The sequence below is a fragment of the Burkholderia sp. L27(2015) genome (genome assembly GCF_009765705.1).
Classification (GTDB): Bacteria; Pseudomonadota; Gammaproteobacteria; order Burkholderiales; family Burkholderiaceae; genus LMUX01.
This window is the reverse complement of the sequence record NZ_LMUX01000004.1, coordinates 74,873-94,037: the sequence shown is the minus strand read 5'-3', so window position 1 is coordinate 94,037 and position 19,165 is coordinate 74,873. Positions and strand designations below refer to the sequence as shown.

Below are 19,165 nucleotides of genomic sequence, written 5' to 3'. Positions count from 1 at the left end.
AGGCAGGCCTAGCTCTTGAGCCGGTAGCCCGTCTTGAAGATCCACATCACGACCCCGAGGAACAGCGCCAGGAACACCGCCGTCATCGCAAGGCTCACGCCGATGCTGACGTCGGAGATCCCATAGAAGCTCCAGCGAAAGCCGCTGATCAGATAGACCACCGGATTGAACAAGGTGACAGTGCGCCAGAACGGCGGCAAGATCTGCGTCGAATAAAAGCTGCCGCCCAGGAAGGTCAGCGGTGTGATGATCAACAGCGGCACCAGTTGCAGTTTCTCGAAGCCGTCGGCCCAGATGCCTATGATGAAGCCAAACAGGCTGAACGTAACCGCCGTGAGCACGAGGAACAGGATCATCAACAACGGATGATCGATATGCATCGGCACAAACAGGCACGCGGTGGCAAGGATGATCAAGCCGAGGACGATGGACTTGGTTGCCGCCGCGCCGACGTAGCTCACCACGATCTCGATATGAGACACGGGCGCCGACAGCAGTTCGTAGATGGTCCCGGTGAACTTCGGAAAGTAAATGCCGAACGATGCGTTCGACACGCTTTGCGTGAGCAACGACAGCATGATCAGGCCCGGCACGATGAACGCGCCATAGCTGATGCCCTCGACCTGCTGGATGCGTGACCCGATCGCGGCGCCAAACACGACGAAATACAGCGAAGTCGAAATCACCGGCGAAATAACGCTCTGCATCAAGGTGCGCCACGTGCGCGCCATTTCGAACAGATAGATTGCGCGGACTGCGTGAAAATTCATTGTTTGTCTCCCACCAGGCTCACGAAAATATCTTCCAGCGAACTCTGGGTGGTATGGAGGTCCTTGAAGCCGATACCCGCCTGGTTCAAATCGCGCAGTAGCGCGATGATGCCGGTACGTTCGCCCTGCGCGTCGTAGGTATAGATCAGTTCGTTGCCACCGCTGGCCAGCTCGATCTGGTAGGGCGCAAGCTCCGACGGAATGTGCGCCAACGGGTCTTGCAACTGCAGCGTCAATTGCTTCTTGCCGAGCTTGCGCATCAGTTCGGCCTTGTTCTCAACCAGAATGATTTCGCCCTGGCTGATCACGCCGATCCGGTCGGCCATCTCTTCGGCTTCTTCGATGTAGTGCGTAGTGAGGATGATGGTGACGCCGCTTTCACGCAGGCCGCGCACCAGTTCCCACATATCGCGTCTGAGTTCGACATCGACACCGGCGGTCGGCTCGTCGAGAAAGAGGATGCGCGGCTCGTGCGAGAGCGCCTTGGCGATCAGCACGCGGCGCTTCATGCCGCCCGAGAGCGTCATCAGCTTGTTGTCCTTCTTGTCCCACAACGAGAGATCGCGCAGCGTCTTCTCGATATGCGCGGGGTTCGCCGGCTTGCCGAACAGCCCTCGGCTGAAGGAGACCGTCGCCCACACCGTCTCGAACGCGTCGGTGGTGAGTTCCTGCGGCACCAGTCCGATCAACGATCGAGCGGCGCGGTAATCGGCAGAGATGTCGTGGCCATCCACCATGACGGTGCCTTCGCTCGCATTGACGATCCCGCAGATGATGCTGATGAGTGTTGTTTTACCTGCGCCATTGGGCCCGAGCAGTGCGAAAATTTCGCCCCGCCGGATGTCCAGGTTGATGCTTTTCAAGGCACGAAAACCGGACGCGTAGGTTTTGGATAGGTTAGCTATCGATATGATATTCGGCATGGGGCGAAGATAGCACAAGCCGGCGTTTTTTGGATTGCATGCGGCCAGCCCGGCCTTCATACGCCTTTGCCGGTCTTCATGCCCTCCCGGCGGCTGAAGGCCGAATGCGCTACGCTAATGCCGTCACCACAACGCACCGGCCGTTACGCATGAATTCTCTCCCGTTTTCGAATACCTCCGCCGACGAATCCGATAGCTTGCACGCATTCGTGATGCGTCATCCGAAGCTGTTCGTGTTGTCTGGCGCCGGCATCAGTACCGCATCGGGGATTCCGGATTACCGCGACGCCGACGGCCAGCGCAAAGGGCGCTCGCCCATAATCCTGCAGGATTTCCTGCGCGCCGAGCCGGCTCGCCAACGGTACTGGGCTCGCAGCATGGTGGGTTGGAGGACGGTGGCGACGGCTGCGCCCAACTCGGCCCATCGCGCGCTGGCAGAACTCGAATCATTGGGCCGAGTGGAGCAGTTGGTTACGCAAAACGTCGATGGTTTGCATCAACGTGCCGGCAGTGCAGACCCCATCGAATTGCACGGCAATATCGGCTATGCCATCTGCCTCGACTGCGGCCAACGGCATGCGCGCGCGTCGATTCAAGTCATTTTGGAAACAGACAATCCCGAATTTCGCGCCATGTCGGCAGCCGCGGCGCCCGACGGCGACGCCAATCTGGAATCGTCCCACTTTGCGACATTTCGGGTGCCGTGTTGCATCGCTTGCGGCGGCGTATTGAAACCGGATGTAGTGTTCTTCGGCGAGGGGGTGCCCCGAACTCGCGTCGATGCGGCGGCGCAGGCGCTGGAGCGCGCCGACGCGATGTTGGTCGTCGGTTCGTCGCTAATGGTCTACTCCGGCTACCGTTTCTGCGAGTGGGCTGCACGCGCGGGCAAACCGATCGCGGCGATCAATATCGGACGCACCCGCGCGGATGGGCTTCTTGCGTTGAAAGTACTTACACCGTGCGCCGAGGTACTGACTCGATTGCTTGAGCAGCTCGTACGCTAGAGGTGTGTTCCAGCCATATCGTAGGTCTGGGCCTTATGACGCCGCATGAGCTCGCCGCATAAGGTCGCCGCGTGAGGTCGCCGCATAAGCTCACGACTTATGCCCTAACCCTCCTAGCCCTACGCACTACTACTTTCACGTAGGCAGCAAGCCTCGGAAAGCGCGTTTATACTCTCGCTTTTTGTCAGATTTGGATCCGCGCGTGGAACGAACGAAGTATTCGCCGGCTCCAACATTAGCATACGCCCAGTGCTGTACGAGTCGAGTCGGGTACCCGCGAAGAATACACGCAGGACCCAACAGTCGCCTGAGCCAGGAACCCAGATGAATCGATACCGAATCCTGCTTGCCGTTACCTCGCTAGCACTATTCGCGGCAAGCACCGTCGCCCACGCCGAACCTGAAGACGTGCAGGCGAAAGCCTGTCGTGGCGACGCCCTGCGCTTTTGCCTTGTGGATATACCGCACAAAGACAAGATCACGGATTGCATGAAGCGACATATGAGTGAACTCAGCCCGCGCTGCCGTGCGATGTTTCACCCGAGCGACCCCTCCCCCGAGAAATCCGACGAGTGAAGTCGTGTAGCGCGGCGTTCGGCATTGCCGCGCTCGCTGAAAATACCGTTACCGCGTCACTACCAAGCGCAATGACGCAGTGGCCGGTGCCGTTGCCGTGACAGTCACGCGATTGGCGCCGCGCTTGATGTAAAAGTGTTGGCGCCCCGGACTGTTCACGTCGTGTACGGCCTCCGGTAGGCAGGCGGCGATGTCGGCACCCAGGGCCTGCAGTGCGACGCTCGCGGTACCGTTCGGATTATCCGCATTGGCTCGCACTTGCCATTGGCAGTCGTAAGCACTCGCGCTGGCCCGGCAATCGGCCGCGTCTTGCGCGGCAGGCGGCCGCGCAGCCGGATCATCGCTTAAACCGGTAAAGCTGGAGTCGGCTGCGCTGACGACATGCGTCAAGGCCGGACAAATACCCGCGCCTTGTTGAGCATAAGCGGGCATGCTGAGCGCAGTCACACAGGCGCTGCCTATCGAAACAAACGCTACCCATCTTTTCGTCGCCATTTTATAAACTCCGTCGTCTGCATGAGCAAAAAAAACGCCCGGCATGCCAAGGAATTCCTTGGCATGCCGGACGCGACATCTCTACCTCGAGTTAGACATCAAGGTAAGACGCAAGCTGGTTTAATGACGTTTTGCGTCGTCTTTCGCTTGTTCGCGTGCATCGCCCACTGCTTTTTGGACTTTGCCCACGCCTTGCTGAATGTCGCCCTTCACTTCCTGGGTCTTGTTGCCGGTGACCTTGCCAACCACTTCGTTGACTTTACCCTTCACCTGTTCTTTCACACCGTGGGTTTGATCTTTGTTCATATCGACTCCTTGAGTTAATTGACCGGGAGGGGACCGCCGCATGGTCTGAAACGCGTTGGCGACCACTCCTCTATGAAACACCTGGCAAATTTTCGTTCGCCGACAGAATGTAACGAAATGTCTACCGTTGATAGCCATTCCTTACATACTCAGGAATAAGCATTTATCGTTCCCACGCAAAGGGCCGCGCCGCAAAAAATGACGAGCACCCAGTCGGAATAAGGAGTTACAGGCGGGTCGCGGTGCGGGTTGCGCTCTTGCGCAGCTTTGACGTGTAGTGTTGTTGGCGCGGGTGGGAAATACGTGCCGTGTGTAAAACAGGGAGTTCGGTAATAAATACATGCCGCCGCGCTGCGGATCGAGCAATCGAGGCCAATGCGCGTGGCAGGCGTCCGCCCGAGGCGCCGGGACGAGGATGCCGCGAGCCGCTTAGAGCATTTCGAGCGCTTGTTTGCGCCTGGGTGGCGGAAAGGCGAGGTCGAGATCGCTCAAATCGGCGGCGGTTAATGCGACGGTCAGGCTTGCGCTGTTTTCGCGCACGTGCGCCTCGGAACTCGCTTTGGGAATCGCGATGACGTCTGGATGGCGTAGCACCCAGGCCAACGCCACCTGAGCCGGTGTCGCCCCATGGCGCTCGGCGATCCGGACGAGGGTTCGGTCATCGAGCAGGCGCCCTTGCTCGATGGGCGAATACGCCATGATCGGCACATTGCGTTCACGGCACCAAGGCAGTAAATCGTATTCGATCCCACGCCGGCTGAGGTTATAGAGCAACTGATTGGTCTGGACCAACCCTCCGGTAGCCTGTTCAGTGAGCTCTGCCATATCGTCGAGGTCGAGATTGCTCACGCCCCATAGACGAATCTTGCCTTGTTCGACCAGGGTGTTCATGGCTAGGATTGTTTCCGCCAGCGGATAGCTACCGCGCCAATGCAGTAGATAGAGATCCAGGTAGTCCGTCCCCAACCGTCGCAAGCTCGCCTCGCAGGCCGCAACGGTGCCGCGGCGCGATGCATTCGACGGCAGGACTTTGCTCACCAGGAACACACCGCTGCGCCGGCCCGCGATCGCCTTGCCGACTATTTTTTCAGCGCCTCCGTCGGCATACATTTCAGCAGTGTCTATCAAGGTCATGCCCAAATCGACACCCAATTGCAAAGCGCGTACTTCCTTTTTGGCGTCGGCCGGCGAATCGCCCATGAACCATGTACCCTGCCCGAGCGCGGCAACGCTTGCGCCATTGGAAAACGTGACATGTCTGATTGCGGGCATCGCGCAAGTCTCCAAAAATTGAACCCCGAAGGCGCCTAGTTTATCGTGCCTTGCGATCGATGTTTTGAAGCTGCGCAGTTACGCGTACCGGCATAAAAAAACCTCCGCAAGGAGGTTTGTGAGACTTCTGCTTCGACTGCTTCTTGTCGGCCAGCGTGGACGCTGTAGCCTCCACGCTGACCCGCGCCTGCGTACTTAGCTGGCGTCGTGGCCAAACGCGAAAATGTTGTTCTTCGAGTTCGAAGCGACGTTCACGCCATGCTTGACTGCGGCACGCGACACGCTGACGTTGCTTAGTCCCAATTCCGGGTAGGTGGTTTCTTCGTTGCCGGTGCGGCCGGCGACTTGTTCCGATTGAATCAGCTCGGCACGCACTTGGGCACGCGATTCGCCGGAATTGCTTTGAGCCAGTACCGGGTACGTGGTTTCTTCGTTCGTGTTGCGGCTTGCGACTTGGCTCGATTGGATCAAGTCCGCACGTACTTGAGCGCGGGTCACCGTACTCGGCGTGCTCGTGCCAACCAGTGCATTGACGTCGTCACCAACGTGAGCGTTACCAGCGAACGCGGGGGTCGCAATTACAGCGCTCGAGAACAACAGGGCAGCCAAAAGTTTCGTGTTCATTTTAATACTCCAGTCATCGTTATTTTTAGATGGGGACGTCAGCGTGGGAGGTTTCCGTTTGCTGCGTCGACAGAACCCATGGTAGAGATTCGATGACCGAAGATTAAGAGGGGCCGATGGAATGGATTATTGCGGATTCCGTGGCAATCCCGGATGGATAGTCCAAACCCCTTGTTATTACAGCGCTTTCGATAAAACCGTAGCACTGCCAAAACGATTGTTAGCCTTTTCGCGGCAATCTATTACGATACGCAGAATAATGAAGATTCGATTGCAAAAAAAATCCCTCATGGCGAGCGTTTAGAGGGATGTCTCGTTTGCCGCGAAGTTTCCCCTAAGGGCCGTCGGCGAGATGCTGAGCGTGTGATTGTCTTGTTAGCGAACCCGGCTGTAAATTGGGTTGCCGCCTTGAGTGACCCGACTAAGTGACCTAAATAAGTGACCCAACTAAAGTTACCTAACTAAGTTGCCGGACTCAGTTACCAACACTAGTTACCGAAATAAACGCTGCATTCGCTGGTCGGAACGTTACAACGTGTCTGCTCGCGTTGTTGCTGGTGCAAATAAGCTGAAGCCGATGACATACCCACGATCACACTACCCAATACTGCAATAACCGGGACGAGTTTCTTAAGCACTTGCATTTGATGTTCCTCCTTCCGTTACGTGGCAGGCGCCACATTGGCAATATAGGTCGGGCGCGCGCTTCAGAACAGTCGAAATACAAATAACCTAATTACCTTTTTGTGGGGACGTATTGGATTGTCGCGGCCCGTCATTCGGCCGGCTGTGCGTCGGGACACACCCACTCGGACCAAAGTACCATCAAGATGGTCGTGAGAGCGGGCCCGATAAACAGTCCCAGCAGACCAAACGTTTCCGCGCCGCCGAGAATGCCAAACAGTGCCAACAGAAAGGGGAGTCGCGTGGAACCGCCAACCAGAACCGGGCGCACAAAGTGCTCCGCGATAAATACGATGACGAAGCCGAACGCCAGCAGCCCTATCGCCGCAGCGTTTTCGCCTTGAGACAGCAACCATAGCGCCGCACCGCCGAAGATCAACGGCGCGCAAAACGGCAACATCGCCGCGATTGCCGTCAACATGCCAAGCAAAGCAGCGTGCGGCACATCGAAAATCAAATATGCAGTGCCCAACAAAGCCCCTTCGCCAATACCGACTGTAACCAAGCCTGTCACCGTGCTACGTACCGAGGATGCCATGCGCACGACCAGGCTCGCCCCATGCTGCCCGAAGGCCCGGCGCGTGCCGCCCAGTAACTGCGAGCTAAGGCCCAGCCCGGCGCGCAGGATGAAGAACAGCGTCATCAGCATGAAGCCGAACTGCACAGCGCTGTGCAACGCATGGATACCGAAGCGTCGGCTGAATTCAACGAGGGACCCATCGTGCAGCGCTTTGCCCACGGGGGTGGTCTCCAGCGGCCCTGCCAAATTGGTGTCCCACCAATCGTTAAGCGTCCGGCTCACCATGGGCAAGCGCGTAAGAAAGTCCGGCATGGGCACGCCGTTGTCTTTCGCATCCTGGAACCAGACGAATACTCCGTGCGCTTCGCGTGCTGCCTGTGCGGCGGTGAGTGCGAGCGGCAACACGAACAGCACGCTGACTGCCAACGTCAGGGCTATCGCAACCAGCGTGCGCCGCCCCGCTAGAGCGTGAACGCCTTCGATTTTGCGCAAGACCGGCCAGAGCACGATTGCCAGCACGCAAGCCCACGCCACTGCGGCAGCGAAATCGCGCATGACCCACAGGGCCAACGCTGCCAGTACCACGTACAGGACCGCCAATGCTCTGCGCTGCGTGAGGGCGCCCCGATTATCGGCCGCCTCGCGAGTCTGCTGATGCTCTTGCTCGTGTCCTTTCTCAATCATCGAAGCTCCTTTTGCTCTCTGTACGTTATTGTCCTGCTTTGTTATGTCGTGTCGTGGAAGCTGACCCACGGCACGCGCTATTAGACCATGCGCGCCTTACCGGACATCTACGCCAAGACCCGCGGCGATACCTGTGCACCGATCAAACGCACCGCGTGCTGTGACAACGCGTCGGCAGCCACATTGCGCCGGCGCGGAATCCAGCGCAATTCGACCGCGCGGAGTTGCGAGATCAGTTGTCGCGCACGCTCGCAGTAATGCGACAAAACTGCCGCGCCACCGCCTCGTGCGCTTCGTGCGCTTAGCGCCTGTGTGACACCATCGATCACCACCTGGCTGTCGCCATACACGATCAACTTGGCCGGCTGTGCGCGCACCGCGGCTTCCAGAAGAGCGATCAGTGCCAGATATTCAGCCTGATTGCTGTCGCCCTCGCCCGCAGTCACACAAATTTCGACGCGTTCTCCTGCGGGGCTTAGAAGCAAACCGCCCAGGCCCATCCTCCCCGGATTGGGATGAGTCGAGCCATCGAACCAACCGAGCCAGGCGGCGGGATCCGGGCGATCCGGGTAATGATTCTTTTCCCGGCGATTCGCCAACGCGTCGGCCCGCGCTTGTTGCCGCGCTGCAAGCCGCAATTCGGCGCCATGCGCGGCTGCGCGCGCCGCCGACTCGCGCGCGGCGATCAATTCGCCCAGCGGCCGATCGCCGGCCACTTGCTGAAGCACTTGGGTCAACGCCTCGTGCAGCGAGGCGCCGGTACGTTTCGCCAGCCGCCGGCCCAGGGCCGCTTCCTTCTTATATGCAATCGCCAACAGGATTTGAAAATCGATCATCTTTAGCAGTATTTAAGGCCGCATAAGCAGCATGAACGGCCATGAAGGCGACATGGGCGCCTGCGCGCCGGGCCCTATGCTACCCGCTATTAGCGCGCCACCACATCCCTTTAGTCGGTGTATTGGGGTCGAGGGTGCGATAATTGCGCTTTTGCTGGCGCACCTGCCCCCTCGCCTCGCCCATGTCGCTTGCCCTGAAGACCTTTATCGTCCCTCTGATTGTTGCATGCGCAATGTTCATGGAGGCCGTGGACGCGAATGTGATTGTCACAGCGCTACCGGCAATGGCACACGACTTCGGCCGCGACCCCGTCACGCTTAAAATTGCCGTGACCAGCTATGTGCTCGGTCTCGGCGTGTTCATCCCGATCTGCGGCTGGGTGGCCGACCGTTTCGGTGCACGTACGGTGTTTCGTCTCGCCATCTGCATCTTTGTCGGCGGCTCCATGCTGTGCGCCGCGTCGAACTCGCTGATTACCTTCACGGCCGCTCGCTTTGTGCAGGGCATAGGCGGCGCGATGATGGTGCCGGTGGGCCGCATCATCATCTTTCGCGCCGTGCATCGTTCGGAGTTTATTCGGGCGATGAATTACCTCAGCTTGCCGGCCATGCTGGGACCGGCGGCCGGGCCACTGCTTGGCGGCTTCATCACCACCTACCTGCACTGGCGGCTGATTTTCTTCATCAACATTCCGATCGGCATACTCGGGATCTACCTGACCAACCGCCATATCGCCAACATGCGCGAAGAGCATCCGGGTCCGTTGGACTGGTTTGGCTTTTTCCTGTCTGCCAGCGGCGGCTCGTTATTCCTGCTGGGGCTATCGCTGGTCGGTGGAGATTTGGTTTCGGGCAGCACGGCGTTTTACATGTGCGTCACCGGGCTCGTGGCGCTGCTCGCCTACTGGTTCTACGCGCAGCGCATCACACGGCCGATCCTGGATCTGCGGTTTTTGCGTGTGCCGACTTTTCAGGCAAGTGTGCTGGGCGGCTCGTTATTTCGCATCGGATTGGGCGCGGTGCCGTTTCTGCTGCCGCTCTCACTGCAAGAAGCACTGGGCATGACGGCGTTTCAATCCGGCCTGATCACCTGCGCCTCGGCTGTCGGCGGCATGTTCATGCGCACCGCCGCGGCACGGCTGCTGCGCCATTACGGCTTTCGCACTGTGCTGATGTACAACGCGGCATTGTCCGGCATTGCGATTGCCGCTTGCGGGACGTTTTTCCCCGGCACACCCACTTCGGTGATCTGGTTGGTGGTATTGCTGGGCGGTTTTTTCCCGGCGCTGCAATTTACCAGCTTGAACTCGCTGGCATACGCCGAAATCGAAAGCCGCGATGTCGGCCGCGCAACCAGCCTCGCGAGCGTCATCCAGCAAATATCGCTGGGGCTGGGCGTAACGGTCGCCGGCATCGTCCTGGAGGCGTCGCAACAGTTGCAAGGTCACGCGACCATACAGTGGACAGATTTCTGGCCCGCATTCCTGGTGGTCGGACTGTTCTCGGTGGCGTCGATCGCGGTGACACGCCGTTTGCCGCACAACGCCGGCGCCGACATCGCACGCGGTCGTGTCGCTTCGACTGCCGCGAGCGGTCCTGAGCCATCCTGAGCAGCCCTGAACCGTCTTGAACCGTCTTGAACCGTTGAACGGTCGCTCGCCGCTGTGTCCGTTTATAGCCTAGTGATCCGGTATGGAGCGCTACCGACCGGATCGACCTCGCGAAAGGCCGATCCAGCCACGAGACGTTACCGGTTGGCTTTCTTGTAGTCGAGCCGGAACTGATGCAACAGCGGCTCGGTGTAGCCGCTGGGCTGCTCGCGTCCTTCGAACACCAGCGCGCAAGCCGCCTTGAAGGCCAGCGAAGCGTCGTAGTTCGGCGCCATCGAACGATATGCCGGATCGTTGGCATTTTGCTCGTCAACGACCTTGGCCATGCGTTGGAACGCTTCGACAACCTGCTCCCGCGTCACCACCCCATGGCGCAACCAGTTGGCAATATGTTGGCTGGAAATACGCAACGTCGCGCGGTCTTCCATCAGGCCCACGTTGTTGATGTCGGGTACCTTGGAACAGCCGACACCCTGGTCGATCCAACGCACCACGTAACCGAGTATGCCCTGCACATTGTTGTCGACTTCGCGACGGATATCGTCGGCCGACCATTGCGTGCGATCGCCCACAGGCACCGTGAGCAAGCCCGTCAGCAATTCGTCCCATACCGTGTCGAGCTTTTGTTTCTCAAGTTCGAGCTGGATGGCTTGCACGTCGATCTGGTGGTAATGCAAGGCGTGCAAGGTCGCAGCCGTCGGCGACGGCACCCATGCGGTATTGGCGCCAGCCTTCGGATGCACGACTTTCTGCTCCAGCATCGCGGCCATTAGGTCAGGCATCGCCCACATGCCTTTGCCGATTTGCGCGCGGCCACGCAGGCCCGCATCGAGTCCGACCAGTACGTTACTGCGCTCATACGCGGCGATCCACTCGGACGACTTCATATCGCCCTTGCGGCGCATCGGGCCCGCTTCCATGGCGGTGTGCATCTCATCGCCGGTGCGATCCAGGAAACCCGTGTTGATAAACGCCACCCGAGCGGTAGCCGCGCCGATACAGGCTTTCAAATTGACGCTGGTGCGACGCTCTTCGTCCATGATGCCCATCTTGATCGTATGGCGCGGCAGTTTGAGCACGTCTTCGACACGTCCGAACAGTTCGTCGGAGAAGGCCACTTCGGCCGGCCCGTGCATCTTGGGCTTGACGATGTAGATCGAGCCGGTGCGCGAATTCTTTTTCAGCTTGATGTCGTGCAGCGCGGCCAGGCTGGTGATCACGCCGTCCAGGATGCCTTCGGGCAGTTCGCGGCCGTCGCGATCGAGCACGGCCGGCGTCGTCATCAGGTGTCCGACGTTACGCACGAACATCAGCGAGCGACCATGCAGCTTGAGATGCGAGCCGTCCGCCGCGGTGTATTCGCGGTCAGGATTGAGCGCACGCGTAAAGGTCTTGCCACCCTTCGTGACGCTTTCGGTCAGGTCACCCTTCATCAGGCCCAACCAGCTGCGATACATGACGACTTTGTCGTCGGCATCGACGGCGGCAACCGAATCCTCGAAGTCCATGATGGTGCTCAGCGCCGCTTCGAGCAGCACGTCCTTCACGCCCGCTGCATCGGTCTTGCCGATCGGGTGGCTGGTGTCGAACTGGATTTCGAAATGCAGGCCGTGGTTTTTCAACAGCACGGCCTTCGGTGCGTTTGCATCGCCCTGGAAGCCGACAAATTTGCCCGGCTCTTTAAGCGTCGTGGCGCCATTCTTCAACTTGATGTGCAACTGGCCGTCCTGCACCGTGTAGGCGGTCGCGTCCACATGCGAGCCGGATGCGAGCGGCGCGGCCAGATCGAGGAAAGCGCGGGCGCGGGCAATCACTTTTTTGCCGCGCACCGGGTTGTAGCTCACGCCTTTGTCGGCGCCATCGGTTTCGGCAATCGCGTCCGTGCCGTATAGCGCGTCGTAAAGGCTGCCCCAGCGCGAGTTGGCCGCGTTCAGCGAATACCGTTGGTTGCCCACCGGCACAACCAACTGCGGGCCCGCTTGCTCGGAGATTTCGCTATCGACATTGGCGGTGGTGGCCGCAACCTTCGCCGGCGGCTTTACCAGATAACCAATTTTTTCGAGGAAGGCGCGGTAAGCGGCCATGTCCCGAACCGGGCCCGGGTTGGCGTGATGCCAGGTGTCAAGTTCCTGTTGCAAACGGTCGCGCTCGGCCAGCAAGGCACGGTTCTTCGGCGCAAGATCGTGCGCGAGGGCGCTGAAACCTTTCCAGAAAGAGTCGCTGTCCAGCCCGGTACCGGGCAGGACTTCGGTTTCGATGAAACGGTCCAATATGGCCGCTACTTGCAGGCCGTGGCGCTCGATACGATCACTCATAACCTTCTCCCATCCTTTTTCGGTTTCAAAAATTACTGTACAAATGACCGCGAACGCGGTGTCGGCAATCGGGCGGCACTGGCTTCCCAAATCCGCAAAATCGGTGTGGGCGCGCAAGATACCACCCGTGCGTTGGCGGCTATCGGCCATCAATGCAAGGGTAGCATCCGGGACCGCCCTGCGGACCGAACGATGACTCTGGAATTTGGGGGGAATTCGGCAGTAGCTACAATCCGGCAGTAGTTACATGATAACCAAGGTTATCGCGTCACGCTTGAGCAATGATACAGCCGCGCAGGGGGAGCGCCGCCGCGTTGCCCGGTGGAGAGGCTAGAGCTATAAGGGAGCGGGGTTGTAAGCGGAGTTGTGAAGCGAAGGCGCAAAGAGCAGCGCCCAGGCACGAGACTGAGGCGAGATGAAGCACGCGGGTGAAATGACAGTGCGCCGCTACGCGCGTAGCGGCGCAGAACCCGAGTCGGCTGATCAACGCACAGGCACTTGGTCCGTTTTCGGTAACCCCAGGGCGACAACGCCCAGCAAAGGCAGAAACGCGCAGACCTGGTACACCACTTCCACGCTGGTCCGGTCGGCCAACAAGCCCAACACCGCAGCGCCCAAGCCGCCCATGCCGAACGCGAAACCGAAAAACAAGCCGGCAACCATACCGACCTTGCCCGGAATCAATTCCTGTGCGTACACCAAAATCGCGGAGAAAGCCGACGCCAGCACCAGCCCGATCACCACCGACAACACCGTGGTCCAGAACAAGTCCGCATGCGGCAGCAACAGCGTGAACGGTGCCACGCCGAGGATCGACACCCAGATCACGGGCTTGCGCCCGATGCGGTCGCCGACCGGGCCACCGACGAACGTGCCCACTGCCACGGCGGCAAGGAACAGGAACAAATGCATCTGTGCGTTCTGAATCGACAGATGGAATTTATCCATCAGGTAAAACGTGAAATAGCTACCGATGCTGGCCAAGTAGAAATACTTCGAAAAGACCAACAGCATCAGCACGCCGACGGTACCGATCACCTTGCCGCGCGACAACGTGGAGATGGCGGCAGGACGTTTTGGCCGGCCGCGCGAGGCGATCTGCCTGTGGGCGTACCAGCGGCTCACCGGGGTCAGCAAGCAAATCCCGAGCAATGCGGCCAATGACAGCCAGGCCAGGCTGATCTGCCCGTATGGGGCGATCACCGCCGCTGCGATCAACGGGCCTAAAGCGCTCCCCGCATTCCCGCCAACCTGGAAGAACGATTGCGCCATACCGTGCTTGCCGCCCGATGCCATACGCGCGACCCGCGACGATTCCGGGTGGAAGATCGAAGAGCCCACCCCGACCAGCGAAGCCGCAAGCAGTACCAGCCCGAAGTTCGGCGCGACCGACAGCAGCAGCAGGCCCGAGAGCGTGAAGGCCATGCCCACAGGCAACGAGTAATGCTGAGGCCGCTTGTCGGTAAACAAACCCACCAGCGGCTGCAACAGCGATGCGGTGAGCTGATACGTCAAGGTAATCAAGCCGATCTGGCCGAAGCTCAAGTGAAAGTCGTTCTTGATGATCGGATAGATGGCCAGGATCAATGACTGCATCATGTCGTTGATCATGTGCGAAACGCTGATCGCGCCGAGCACGCCGAACGACGCGCCGGCGCTGCGATCGTGATCGGGTATGGGGGCGGGCGACGACGGCGCGGCGACCGTCGTGGTCTGGGTCTGCATGACACGAGCTCCTGAACTGAAAATGCTTGATTTAGGACATCGTAAAGATAAAATGATTGTCGTTCTCACGCAAAAAGTGAGTCAACCCTCGAGAAAACGACATGCAAACGGTGCCGATGTCTCCCGAATACCTGCAATGGGTGGACGAAAGCCCAATGCCGGTCGCAGCCGGCGCGGCGATCGACTACCCGATCGATCATCAGATCGCACCGCACAGTCATAAAAAGAATCAACTGATATGTGCGGTCCACGGGGTGATGGTGGTGGCCTCCAAGAGCGGCCAGTGGATCGTGCCGCCCACCCGGGGTATCTGGATGCCGGCCGGTAAAACCCACTGGATACGCTGCATCGGCACAGTGCATATGCGCAGCCTCTACATCCGGCCCGAGGCTGCGCCTGGCATGCCGATGGAACCCATCGCGGTCAGCATCTCGCCCTTGTTGCGAGAGTTGATCCTCGCGGCCTCGCAAATCGTCAAACCCTACGACGTAGACTCGCGCGATGCGCGCCTGATGCGATTGCTGATCGATGAAATCGCGATCCTGCCGATTCTGCCGTTGCACCTTCCTCAGCCCGTGGATCCGCGCATCCGGCGTATTTGCCAGGCGATCTCCGCAACACCCGACGACACGTCCACCTTGATCGAGTGGGCGCAGCGCCTACAGGTCGATCCGAAGACCGTGCAACGGCTGTTTAGTCGCGACACGGGCATGACGTTTGGCCAGTGGCGGCAGCAGGCGCGACTGTTGAAAGCGCTGGAGCAGTTGGCAATTGGCACGAAAGTCGTCGATGTGGCGCTTAATCTCGGCTACGACAGCCCCAGCGCGTTTGCCACCATGTTCAAGCGACAGTTCGGCCAAACGCCGAGCGCATTTTTTCGTTGAGTGTTGCTGCACGGCTCGAAGACATAGCCAATACTCGAAAACATAGCCAATACGATAGTCAATACGACGAAGTGAATTGTCGCAGTGAATTTCCTGAGGTCGAGCGCTGTCTCATAAGAATGGAGGAAGTTCGCATAAAATCGCCGCTCACCTGAACGTTAAGCCAAGTCCTTGCTACGGACATGGTTCGTTCTCTCTGTTCAAAAAGGAGCCTATCGTGTCTGCGAAATCACTGCACGCCTATCTCGCCTTCGACGGAAAATGTGCCGAAGCTTTTGGTTTTTATGCCGAGTGCCTCGGTGCCGAACTCGAAGAAATGCACCGTTACACCGGTTCGCCCATGGAGAAGGAAATGCCGCCCGACTGGGGCGACAAAGTCATGCACGCGAGCTTGAGCTGGAACGGCTTTCGCCTGATGGGCTCTGACGGTCCGGCGCCGGGTGGCTACTCGGGTATTTCGCTATGCGTGAATCTCGACGATGTAACTCAGGCTGAAAAGGTGTTCGCTGCATTGGCCAAAGGCGGGACGATCATGCAGCCGATCGCTGAAACGTTCTGGGCCAAACGCTTTGGTATGCTGAAGGATCGCTTTGGCGTGAGCTGGATGGTGAACTGCGAGTAACGACGGTGCACAGGTGGCGATGAGCGTATGCGTCGCGTCGCATCGCCGCCTGTTTCAGCGCGGTTTGGCAAATTCGTTTTCGATCCAGGTGGTCGCCGACCCCATACTCAACTTGAATGCGGGCGTCACCTTGACCTGCGCCACCTGCTCGTCGAACTCGTCGAATGCACTAAGCATCGCGTAAGGGTCGTATTCGTCGGCCACGATATCGAGGGTCACTTTCCAGCGCGTTTCGCCGACCGTCGCATACACTTCCTTGTGCAACATGGCGTGCAGTTGCTGCTCATGCCTGCGCAATACCTCCGAAGCCGTTTTGACCCAAGTGTTGAACGCATTCGTATCGAGCGGCTTGGGGTTCTTTTTATCGCGGCCCATCGTCCAGGGCGCTACGAGCGCGGGTTCAGCCTCACCGTCCTTGATCATTTCGACGGCCCAGCCCTCGTCGCTCTCGTTCTTGATGACGCGTGCGGTCCAGCCATCGCCCTGCCACAGCCGCGCTTCGCGCGTAGGCGCGTTTTCCTCGCCAGACTCATTGGATGTTTCAGGCGTGGGGACAGATGAATCAGTTGCTACAGCGTCGGTCATTACAGCGGCTCGCGTCGAACGTGGGGGTGCCTATCATAGACCAAGTCGAGAGCCCTGGCCGCCTAATATAGGCGATCGATAGACACCTCGCCCATTCGGCATAGCGCAACGGCGCATTCAAGCACGCAACAACCGGGGCAGCGAACTCGTGCCGCGGTTCTGCGGAAACAAGGTTTGGAACGTGTGCGCCGGGTCGAGTCCAAAGGTCTCGCTCGCAGCGTTGGCAATCAGCGTGTCGAGCCCGGTAGTCGCTTTCAGGTCGCGCCCTTCGTACAGCGAGCTGCTCGCCAACCCCGGCCAATCGGCAAGCACGCGCTGCCCTTTGACCGCGCCGCCCAGCACCATGGCCGCAGAACCGGTGCCGTGATCGGTGCCGCCGGTGCCGTTTGCCGCCGCGGTGCGGCCGAACTCGGTGGCGACCACAACGGTGGTCTTGGCCCAAACCGGCCCCAGATCGTCGCGCAGCGCAGCCATCATCGTATCGAGCGCTTTGAGCTGCGCGGCAAGGCGCCCGGTTTGCGCACTATGGGTATCCCAGCCCCCCGTTTCGATCATCGCAATACGCGGGCCGTCGGCGCGCCCGAGAAAACTGGCGGCGAGATGCCCAAGGCTGGCGGGGTCCTGGCGCGGACCGGTGTCGCCCGCGAGACCACGCGCCTGCATCGCCGAGGACCACAACGGGTGCAACTGATCGTCGCTGGCGTAAAGCCGCGCGACGCGGTTCAGCAGATCGTCGGACGCCTGCGGCAAAGCGGACGGCGCATACGAGGTGACCTCGGCTGGTCCGCGTAAAGCCATCGGCACCGTAGGCGCAAAAGCGATTGCATTGTCGCGGCTCCTGGGCAACAACGTTACCAGCCGATTCATCCAACCATCCTTGAGCTGATAAGGCGCGGTGCCGCCCGATTCGAGCACGTTCTGACCATCGAAATGCGAGCGATCACGGTACGGCGACGCCACCGCGTGGACAAAGAGCGCCTGACCCGATGCGTACATCTTGGCCATTTCGATCAGTGAAGGGTGCAGTGCGAACGTACCGTCGAGCTTGGTGGCGCCGGCAGGATCGATGGCCAGCGCGCCGCGCAGGTTTGCGTATGCCGGGTCGGCATAGGGCACCACGATGTTCAAGCCATCGGCGGCGCCACGCTGGATCACAAACACAAAGCGCTGATCCGACTCCACATTGGCAAATGCCAGGTGCGGCGACACGAGGATGGCCCCCGCACCGGCACCCGCAAATCTCAGAAAATTCCGGCGGGAAATCATGATGCTTATCTCCGTTGAAAATCGGGTGAAACAAGCAGCAGCGCAATGGCTGTCGTCGGATTGTCGGCTTCGCGCACGGCCTCGCTAGTCGGCGCGCTCAGCGCACCACCGCCGAGCAGCGTGCGGCCAAGCAACTGGGGATCATGCCCATCGCCGACCTGGGCCGCGAAGCGCTGGGCGAGTTCGACCCGGCGCACCAACGCATCGGGCGCGGCCCAGCTCCCGGCAATGTCGTCGTAACCGGCGGGCGACCCCGGCCGCCAAGTGGGCTGACCCAGTTGCGTCAGCATCTGCGCGCACTGGATTTTGCTGACGTCCTGCCAGCCCAGCCCGCGCATCGACGAAAGCGTCCAGTCCCAAGGCGTCTTGAATTTGACCGGGTTGGGCACCCACGACTGCTGCGCTTCTATCAATGCCCGATAGACACTGGGCAAATCGCCGTTGCTGCCGATAAACACACTGGACAGCCGCTCGACCAAGGCCGGTGGCGGCGTATCGCCGACGAAGTGTCGTGCGAGCTTTCCTGAAATATGTTGGGCCGTGGCCGGCGCCGCCGCGAAATCGCGCAGCACCGCGCCGGCTTGATCCTGACCCGGCTGATCGTAGCGTCGGCCCAAGACGATGCGCTCCCCCGGTTCATGCAGTTGCTCACGAAACACAAAGCTGCCCGCGCCGCCCGAACCCGCTTGGCCACCGCCCATCCCTTCGATGCTCCAGCCCGTCAGTGCACGTGCGAATTCCGTCACATCGGCCTGGGTATAGCCGCTGCGCGCACCCAAGGTATGCAGCTCCATGATTTCGCGAGCCAGGTTTTCGTTGAGCCCGCGCGGATGATCGGGATTGCGCTGCGCGGCACGCACCGCCGCGAGGCTGTTGGGACCGACCGAGCGCGCCTGATCGAGGTAAATCTGCATCGCGGGGTGGGTCTCGACGGCCAGCAGCATGTCGTCGAAACGGCCGAGCACGTGCGGGCGTATCGCTTCGACTTCGAACGCGCCTGCCAGCGTCGCGACGGGGATTTTTTCTGTCGAGAGCGCAAAGTGATTGGCCCAGAAATGCACCAGTCGCTCGACAAACGGGGCGGGCGTGGTCAATGCGCTGGCAACCCGCGCATTGACCGCCGCGCGATAAGTGGCCAGCGTCTCGCGGCCCAGGCTTTTGCGCGCCGCTTGTTTGGCGTCGGCATCCGCCATGCGCAACTCGCGTTGCTGTTCAAGCAACTCGCTTGCAAGCGCCGCGGTGCGCGGCTGGTTGGCCCAAGCGGCAGGCGCCGCCTGGTAAAGCTCAAACTGTCCGAGCAGCCAGCCTTTCGGATTGGCAGGCGGCGATTCATCAGGACGCGCGCCCAGCCCAAAGCGATTGACCGCAATTGCAGCCGACGTCATATGTGGCATGTCAGTCATCACGACCTCCGTTCGACTGTCCCGGCAATCCGGGCGGAAATGGGAGTGAACATCGCGTGCC

General features: G+C 59.9%; 18 protein-coding genes. 5 read left to right on the top strand and 13 right to left on the bottom strand.

Annotated elements, in window-relative coordinates; translation table 11 throughout:
- Positions 1-8: 8 nt before the first annotated feature.
- Positions 9-770, bottom strand: coding sequence for an ABC transporter permease (locus GSQ77_RS00850; RefSeq protein WP_158898076.1), 762 nt, complete (start codon positions 768-770; stop codon positions 9-11).
- Positions 767-1,693, bottom strand: a complete 927-nt coding sequence (locus GSQ77_RS00845; RefSeq protein WP_158898074.1) for an ABC transporter ATP-binding protein — start codon at positions 1,691-1,693, stop codon at positions 767-769. The genes GSQ77_RS00850 and GSQ77_RS00845 overlap by 4 nt, the downstream gene beginning before the upstream one ends.
- Before the next feature lie 149 nt (positions 1,694-1,842).
- Here GSQ77_RS00845 and GSQ77_RS00840 point away from each other — a divergent pair, with 149 nt between their 5' ends.
- Together GSQ77_RS00840 and GSQ77_RS00835 are read left to right on the top strand one after the other, a co-directional pair.
- Positions 1,843-2,697: an NAD-dependent protein deacetylase gene (locus GSQ77_RS00840; RefSeq protein ID WP_158898072.1), complete on the top strand. Its 855-nt coding sequence runs from the start codon at positions 1,843-1,845 to the stop codon at positions 2,695-2,697.
- A gap of 324 nt (positions 2,698-3,021) precedes the next feature.
- Positions 3,022-3,273, top strand: coding sequence for a hypothetical protein (locus GSQ77_RS00835; protein ID WP_158898070.1), 252 nt, complete (start codon positions 3,022-3,024; stop codon positions 3,271-3,273).
- Positions 3,274-3,321: 48 nt separating this feature from the next.
- Here the strand turns inward: GSQ77_RS00835 and GSQ77_RS00830 are convergent, their stop codons facing one another.
- The 6 genes from GSQ77_RS00830 to GSQ77_RS00805 form a co-directional block, all read right to left on the bottom strand.
- Positions 3,322-3,768, bottom strand: a complete 447-nt coding sequence (locus tag GSQ77_RS00830; RefSeq protein WP_254067395.1) for a hypothetical protein — start codon at positions 3,766-3,768, stop codon at positions 3,322-3,324.
- Between the two features lie 120 nt (positions 3,769-3,888).
- Entirely contained in the window at positions 3,889-4,074 is a 186-nt protein-coding gene (locus GSQ77_RS00825) for a CsbD family protein (protein ID WP_158898068.1), read from the bottom strand.
- Between the two features lie 429 nt (positions 4,075-4,503).
- The gene (locus GSQ77_RS00820; RefSeq protein ID WP_158898066.1) at positions 4,504-5,346 is read right to left on the bottom strand and encodes an aldo/keto reductase; all 843 of its coding nucleotides are present in this window, start codon (positions 5,344-5,346) and stop codon (positions 4,504-4,506) included.
- A 195-nt stretch (positions 5,347-5,541) separates the two neighbouring features.
- Positions 5,542-5,970, bottom strand: a complete 429-nt coding sequence (locus GSQ77_RS00815) for a DUF4148 domain-containing protein (protein ID WP_158898064.1) — start codon at positions 5,968-5,970, stop codon at positions 5,542-5,544.
- Positions 5,971-6,745: 775 nt separating this feature from the next.
- Entirely contained in the window at positions 6,746-7,858 is a 1,113-nt protein-coding gene (locus GSQ77_RS00810) for an AI-2E family transporter (protein ID WP_158898062.1), read from the bottom strand.
- Positions 7,859-7,965: 107 nt separating this feature from the next.
- Positions 7,966-8,694 carry a reverse transcriptase-like protein gene (locus GSQ77_RS00805; protein WP_158898060.1) on the bottom strand — a complete coding sequence of 243 codons (729 nt, stop codon included), beginning with the start codon at positions 8,692-8,694 and terminating at the stop codon, positions 7,966-7,968.
- 182 nt (positions 8,695-8,876) lie between these two features.
- On the opposite strand from GSQ77_RS00805, the gene GSQ77_RS00800 reads away from it, so the two are divergent.
- Positions 8,877-10,304 carry an MFS transporter gene (locus GSQ77_RS00800; RefSeq protein ID WP_158898058.1) on the top strand — a complete coding sequence of 476 codons (1,428 nt, stop codon included), beginning with the start codon at positions 8,877-8,879 and terminating at the stop codon, positions 10,302-10,304.
- Between the two features lie 137 nt (positions 10,305-10,441).
- On the opposite strand, the gene GSQ77_RS00795 is transcribed toward GSQ77_RS00800, so the two are convergent.
- Both GSQ77_RS00795 and GSQ77_RS00790 read right to left on the bottom strand, forming a co-directional pair.
- Positions 10,442-12,619 (bottom strand): malate synthase G, encoded by a 2,178-nt coding sequence (locus GSQ77_RS00795; RefSeq protein WP_158898056.1) that lies wholly within the window; start codon positions 12,617-12,619, stop codon positions 10,442-10,444.
- 483 nt (positions 12,620-13,102) lie between these two features.
- Positions 13,103-14,344: an MFS transporter gene (locus GSQ77_RS00790; protein WP_158898054.1), complete on the bottom strand. Its 1,242-nt coding sequence runs from the start codon at positions 14,342-14,344 to the stop codon at positions 13,103-13,105.
- Positions 14,345-14,445: 101 nt separating this feature from the next.
- On the opposite strand from GSQ77_RS00790, the gene GSQ77_RS00785 reads away from it, so the two are divergent.
- Both GSQ77_RS00785 and GSQ77_RS00780 read left to right on the top strand, forming a co-directional pair.
- Positions 14,446-15,228, top strand: coding sequence for a helix-turn-helix domain-containing protein (locus GSQ77_RS00785; protein WP_158898052.1), 783 nt, complete (start codon positions 14,446-14,448; stop codon positions 15,226-15,228).
- A 217-nt stretch (positions 15,229-15,445) separates the two neighbouring features.
- A complete protein-coding gene (locus GSQ77_RS00780) occupies positions 15,446-15,850 on the top strand; it encodes a VOC family protein (RefSeq protein WP_254067394.1) in 405 nt (134 codons plus the stop codon).
- Positions 15,851-15,904: 54 nt separating this feature from the next.
- On the opposite strand, the gene GSQ77_RS00775 is transcribed toward GSQ77_RS00780, so the two are convergent.
- The 3 genes from GSQ77_RS00775 to GSQ77_RS00765 all read right to left on the bottom strand — a co-directional run bounded on the left by GSQ77_RS00775 (position 15,905) and on the right by GSQ77_RS00765 (position 19,104).
- Positions 15,905-16,435, bottom strand: a complete 531-nt coding sequence (locus GSQ77_RS00775) for a hypothetical protein (protein WP_158898050.1) — start codon at positions 16,433-16,435, stop codon at positions 15,905-15,907.
- Between the two features lie 117 nt (positions 16,436-16,552).
- On the bottom strand, positions 16,553-17,701 hold the full coding sequence (locus GSQ77_RS00770) for a DUF1501 domain-containing protein (protein WP_158898048.1): 1,149 nt from the start codon (positions 17,699-17,701) through the stop codon (positions 16,553-16,555).
- A 5-nt stretch (positions 17,702-17,706) separates the two neighbouring features.
- Positions 17,707-19,104 (bottom strand): DUF1800 family protein, encoded by a 1,398-nt coding sequence (locus GSQ77_RS00765; protein ID WP_158898046.1) that lies wholly within the window; start codon positions 19,102-19,104, stop codon positions 17,707-17,709.
- Positions 19,105-19,165 lie beyond the last annotated feature (61 nt).